This window comes from Streptomyces sp. MB09-02B (assembly GCF_033794485.1).
Classification (GTDB): Bacteria; Actinomycetota; Actinomycetes; order Streptomycetales; family Streptomycetaceae; genus Streptomyces.
Genome location: NZ_JARGEE010000533.1, coordinates 1 through 5,437, shown reverse-complemented (window position 1 = coordinate 5,437; position 5,437 = coordinate 1). Strand labels below are relative to the sequence as shown.

Below are 5,437 nucleotides of genomic sequence, written 5' to 3'. Positions count from 1 at the left end.
AGGCGGGGAGGGGCGGGACACGTCGCGTCCGGCGTTTCCGCTCGGGCGCCTCGCGGCCCGGCCGCACGCGGTCCACCACCGCCATGCCGATCCGGAACAGCGCGGCGGGCACGACGAGGCACAGCATCAGCCAGAAGAGGGTGACGCCCCAGGGGCGGCCCACGCTCCACGGCTGCTCGGTGAGGACCTTGCCGCCGTACTTGAGGGAGACGGTGTAGTCGCCGTGGGCCCCGGCCGCGAGGTCGACGGGCAGGGTGATGCGGGCCTCGCCGCCCGGCCGGACCGTGCCGCGCCACCGCTGTTCCTCCCAGCGCGGCGCGAACACACCGTGGGAGGTGCCCACTTGGAAGACCGGATCCTTCACCGGGGAGGTGCCGACGTTGCCGACGGTGAGGACCAGTTCACGGGCGGGTGGTGCCCCGAACCAGGTCAACAGCCCACTGGAGCCCGTCAGTCGACCCTCCGTCAGGAGCGACAGCCGTCCGCCGGTCACCTCCCGCGGCAGCGGCTCGACCGAGTGCCCGGCGACCCGGAACGCCGCGTCGGCCTCGGCCTTCGGACCGGTGATCGTGGAGACGTGCACGACGCACGGGCACGGCACCGGGGGCTCCGCCACCGGCAACTCCCGGCGGAACGCACCCTCGTCGTCGGCGGTCACGGCCTGTCCGTCGGCGTTGGCACAGGAGTCGGTGCCCCCGGTCACACCGCCCGACGGCGTCGACCGACCGCAGATCAGCACCATCAGGATCGCTTTCGGCCGCCAGCCGCTCCCGGTCACGGTGACCGAACCACCGGTCCCCGCCTCCGACTTCGACAGCTTCACGGCCGGCTCGGCCGCGGCCGCGAGGGGCGCCGGGAGCACCAGGGCAAGGGCGAGCGCCACCAGGGTGAGCACCCTGGTGGCGTACGACGCCGGGGTCCGCCCACTGATCACGTCCGGCTCCCGTCAGCGACGTACCGCCTGGTTCCTGCGCGTCACCCACAACACCCCGGCCGTGCCCGCGAGCAGCACCGTGCCGCCGAGCGTGCCGAGGGCGACCGCCGAGTCCAGGGGGCCGGTCTGCGGCAGCTCACCGCCCGAACCACCCGTGGCGCCCGAACCACCCGTACCGCCCGACGCGTTCGAGCCGCCCGAGCCACCGGTGTCGGACCCGCCGCCCGAGCCGCCCCCGGCGGTGACGTCGAGGGTCAGCGACGGCCCGGGATCGTTGCCCGGGGTGCAGGTGGTCACCGTGCCGAGGGCCTTGATCGTGAGGACCCCCGCGGTGAACTCGACCTTGCCGGCCTTCTTCGGGATGTAGGTACCGCTCAGGTCGTTGATCTTGATCGGTGTGTTGGCCGGGATCGCCTCCTCGTTGGCCGGCCCCGTCACCGTGAGCGTGCCGCTGTCGGCCCCGCCCAGTTCGATCGTGGCGCTGGGTGTCATCGCGCCCTTGCCCAGCTCGACCGGGCTGGACGAGACACCCTTCTGCCACGACATCGTGATCTTGTAGCCGTCGCCGCTCTCGACGCCCTTGATGTCGATCGGCGACACCGCGGACTTGTCCCCGATCGGCGTCTTGCAGTTGTACTCGACGTCCACGACCTCGGCATGGGCCACCGGGGCGGCCATCAGCACCGCCGACCCGGCCAGGGCCGCGAGGGTCGCGAGCGCGGCGGTTCGTTTCTGGTACGTCCGGTACGACACCTCGGCACCCCACATTCTGACGGAACATCAGATCGGCGGCTCAAGGTACGCCGGGGCCCTTGGAGAAGGAAGACACGCGCAGGTGTCGGATGCGTTCGGATGTGTGTCGACTGCTTTCGGCGCACACATCGACGGCGCGGTCCGTGGTGGACCGGGCGGAGGGCGCCACTACGCGGGGGCCCCCAGCTCCGCCCACACCGTCTTCCCGGACGCCCCGGGAGCCCGTACGACCCCCCAGTCCAGGCAGAGCCGCTGCACGATGAACATCCCGTGTCCGCCCGGCCGTCCGGCCCGGTGCGGTGTGCGCGGCGCCGGGCTGCCCGTCCCCCGGTCGGACACCTCGATGCGCAGCACCTTGTTGTCGCACCCGATCCGCAGCTCGGCCGGGCCCCCGGCGTGCAGACAGGCGTTGGTGACCAGCTCGGAGACCACCAGCAGCACGTCCTCGGCCGCGGCCCGCTGGTCCGCGGTCGCGGCCGGGAGCCACCCCCACGCGTACAACGCCTGGCGGGTGAAGTCGCGGGCGAGCGGCACCACTCCGCTCTCGCCGTCGAAGCCGAGTCGACGGGGGAGACGGCTCGCGGCGGGGGCCTCTGGCGGGTCTCCGCCTGGCACCCCGGAAGCGCCGCCGGCACCCGGTTCCGGGCCGCGGTCGCCCGGCGAGAAAGGCCGGGTGGTGCTCATCAGCGCTTCACCTCACCGATTCACCAGTTCACGATTCAGGACTCATCAAGGGTGCGGGACGAAGACCCGCGGTACATGCCGTTCTCTGCTGTCATCCGTTGCGCCATCCGTACTTCCGTCACACCTCGCGGTACTCCCGGGCCGCCGGACCGGGACCCGGTCGTACCCGAGTCACCACCGACGCGTTCAGGATGTCTCCTGCCCGAGCGAACCGTCAGAACACCCACGTTTTCGGCACAGAACCTGTGACGCGAATAACCCGGAGGTCGGGGTGCGACACCTGAGGGGCGCCCCCGGACGTACGACCGGCCGAGGCCGAGGCCCGACGCCGCCGACCGGTCCGGGCGGCGCCGCCCGTGACGGAGGCCACGGGCGGGTGCGCCGAACGGCCCTAGTCGCCCAGGGCGTCCTCGAGGGTGTGGTGGACGGTGAACACCGCATCCGCCCCGGTGATCTCGAAGACCCGCGCCACCGCCGGGAGCATGCCCGCCAGATGGACGCCGCCGCCCGCCGACTCCGCCCTGAGCCGCACGCCCAGAAGGACGTTGAGCCCGGTGGAGTCGCAGAACTCCAGGCGTGAACAGTCCACCACCAGACGCGCGAACCCCTTGTCCAGGCAGCCCTCGAGTGGCTCACGCAACAGATCGGCGGTGTGGTGATCGAGCTCACCCGCCGGGGTCACGACGGCGCTGGGGCCCTCTTCCCGCACCTCGACCCGTAGTCGGCCCGACTGTGCGCTGCCGACCGTCCCACGGTCCATGCCGTCTCTCTCCCGACCGTCGTGACTGCTGACTCGCCCTCGAACACTACGCCTTCTCCACACTCCCCGACACCCGAACAATCGCCCACAAAGGGACATTTCGCCACAGGAGGCACTTGCGACGACCTCGGGAAACCGGGTAGGGCTAGTAGTGACACCAATCGACACGGCCGGCTTTGGAGGCGCCGCACACCGCAGTGCACGTATTGGCATCGGCGGCCATATGCCGAGAACGATGGAGGACATCATGTCACCCCGGCTCGACGAATCGCATACCCAGAGGGCGACGTCGGCATCCGCCCCGGAAGAGACGCAGGACGACCTCGCCCACAATCCGGGCGACGCGCTCGCCGACCTCCCGGAGATCCCCCCGTACGACGAGGTGGGACCGGTGGACGCGCGAGCCCTGTCCAAGACCCTCTTCGAGCGGCTCGAATCCCTTGAGGAAGGCACGTACGAATACTCGTACGTCCGCAACACTTTGGTCGAACTCAACCTGGCGCTGGTGAAGTTCGCCGCCTCCCGGTTCCGCTCACGCAGCGAACCCATGGAGGACATCATCCAGGTCGGCACGATCGGCCTCATCAAGGCGATCGACCGCTTCGAACTGAGCAGGGGCGTCGAGTTCCCCACGTTCGCGATGCCGACGATCGTCGGCGAGATCAAGCGCTTCTTCCGCGACACGAGTTGGTCCGTGCGGGTGCCGCGCAGACTCCAGGAGCTCCGGCTCGACCTGGCCAAGGCCGGCGACGAGCTCGCTCAGAAGCTCGATCGCGCTCCGACGGTGGGAGAGCTGGCGGAGCGCCTCGGGCTGACGAACGACGAGGTCGTCGAAGGCATGGCGGCGTCGAACGCGTACACCGCCTCGTCGCTGGACGCCCAGCCCGAGGAGGACGACTCCGAGGGAGCCCTGGCGGACCGGATCGGCTACGAGGACCACGGCCTCGAAGGCATCGAGTACGTCGAGTCCCTGAAGCCGCTGATCGCCGAACTGCCGCCGCGCGACCGGAAGATCCTGTCGCTGCGGTTCGTGGCCGGCATGACGCAGTCCGAGATCGGGGACGAACTGGGCATCTCCCAGATGCACGTCTCCCGATTGCTGTCCCGCACGCTGGTACGCCTGCGCAAGGGGCTGACACTGGAGGAGTGAGCGTCCGTCGCGACGGCGGTTCGCGACGGAGATATAAGTCGGCCGGGTGCGGTGGGAGTTGCGACACTCCTGACGTACCCGGCCGAAGTGTTCCCGGCCCGACCCCTGTCTCACTCCCTCCCACCCCCCTTACCGCAAGAAACCCCTTCCCCCCTGTTCACCTTCCGCCACTATGGTCACGCGCCAGACTGTTCGGTATGCCAGAAGCCGACGGGCGGACACGGGGGTGCGAGGAGGCACGAGGATGACTCGGGCTCGGGACGAGCGCCCCGGCGGCGACGGCCATGAGGACCAGCAGAACACCGGCGCGCCGGGCGCACGCTCCGACGACGGGTCCGAGCACCGGTACGCGAACGCGTCGGACACGCGGCTCACCGCGCTGTTGCGTACCGCCTCACCGACCGCGTACGCGGCCCTGCGCGAACTGCGCGAGCGCCACCAGCCGTCGGTCCTCGCCTACGCCCGGTTGTGCGCCGCAAGCGAGTCCTCGGCGCGGGAACTGGCCACCCAGGCCTTCACGGTCGCCACCAAGGAGACGGCGCGGGGGGTCGAACCGGCCGTCCCCTGGCGCCACCGGCTGCTCCTGCTGGCCGCGCGGGTCGCTGTCGGCTGGGCCACGGACGGCGGCGCGACCGGTCTCGCCCCCGCCCTGCGCGTCGTGCTGGACACGGCTCCCGGCGGCCGTGTCCCGCCCCTGCTCGCGGCGTTCGAACTGCTGCCGCCCCGACCACAGGGCCTCATCTGGTACGGCGTCGTGGAGGAGGAGCCGGACGACCGTACGGCCGTACTCCTCGGCCTGACCCCCGACGACGTCACGTACAAGCGGGAGTCCGCGCTCGACGCCCTGCGCCAGGCCTGTCTGCGCGTGCGTCTGGCTGCCTCCGACGACCCGCGCTGCCAGGACTTCCGCCGGCTGATCGAGGAGTCCGTACGGCCGGACACCCCTCGCCACAGCACCGATCTGCAGGCCCATATGGAGCACTGCCCGCACTGCACGGGCGCGTACGGGGAGCTGCGCGCCCTGCGTGACAGCCCGCGCGCGACCCTTGCGGAGGGGCTCCTGCCGTGGGGCGGTACGGCGTACGCGCGGGGCGCGACGGGGACGCGGGCCGAGGGCGGCGCCGGGGCCTCCCAGGCCCCGGCGCCGCCCTCGGCC

General features: G+C 71.3%; 5 protein-coding genes and 1 pseudogene. 2 read left to right on the top strand and 4 right to left on the bottom strand.

Annotated elements, in window-relative coordinates; all coding sequences use genetic code 11:
* The 4 genes from P1P70_RS39920 to P1P70_RS39905 form a co-directional block, all read right to left on the bottom strand.
* Positions 1-934: hypothetical protein (locus P1P70_RS39920; RefSeq protein WP_319246692.1), on the bottom strand; the 934-nt coding region annotated here is incomplete at its 3' end.
* A gap of 12 nt (positions 935-946) precedes the next feature.
* On the bottom strand, positions 947-1,702 hold the full coding sequence (locus P1P70_RS39915; protein WP_319246690.1) for an LPXTG cell wall anchor domain-containing protein: 756 nt from the start codon (positions 1,700-1,702) through the stop codon (positions 947-949).
* A gap of 153 nt (positions 1,703-1,855) precedes the next feature.
* Positions 1,856-2,371 (bottom strand): ATP-binding protein, encoded by a 516-nt coding sequence (locus P1P70_RS39910; RefSeq protein WP_319246689.1) that lies wholly within the window; start codon positions 2,369-2,371, stop codon positions 1,856-1,858.
* Positions 2,372-2,762: 391 nt separating this feature from the next.
* The gene (locus tag P1P70_RS39905) at positions 2,763-3,131 is read right to left on the bottom strand and encodes an STAS domain-containing protein (protein WP_319246687.1); all 369 of its coding nucleotides are present in this window, start codon (positions 3,129-3,131) and stop codon (positions 2,763-2,765) included.
* Between the two features lie 247 nt (positions 3,132-3,378).
* Between P1P70_RS39905 and P1P70_RS39900 the strand changes: the two genes are divergently transcribed.
* Both P1P70_RS39900 and P1P70_RS39895 read left to right on the top strand, forming a co-directional pair.
* Positions 3,379-4,281 (top strand): RNA polymerase sigma factor SigF, encoded by a 903-nt coding sequence (locus P1P70_RS39900; protein WP_045556445.1) that lies wholly within the window; start codon positions 3,379-3,381, stop codon positions 4,279-4,281.
* A 244-nt stretch (positions 4,282-4,525) separates the two neighbouring features.
* Positions 4,526-5,437 (top strand): annotated as a pseudogene (locus P1P70_RS39895) (hypothetical protein); the annotation flags it as partial.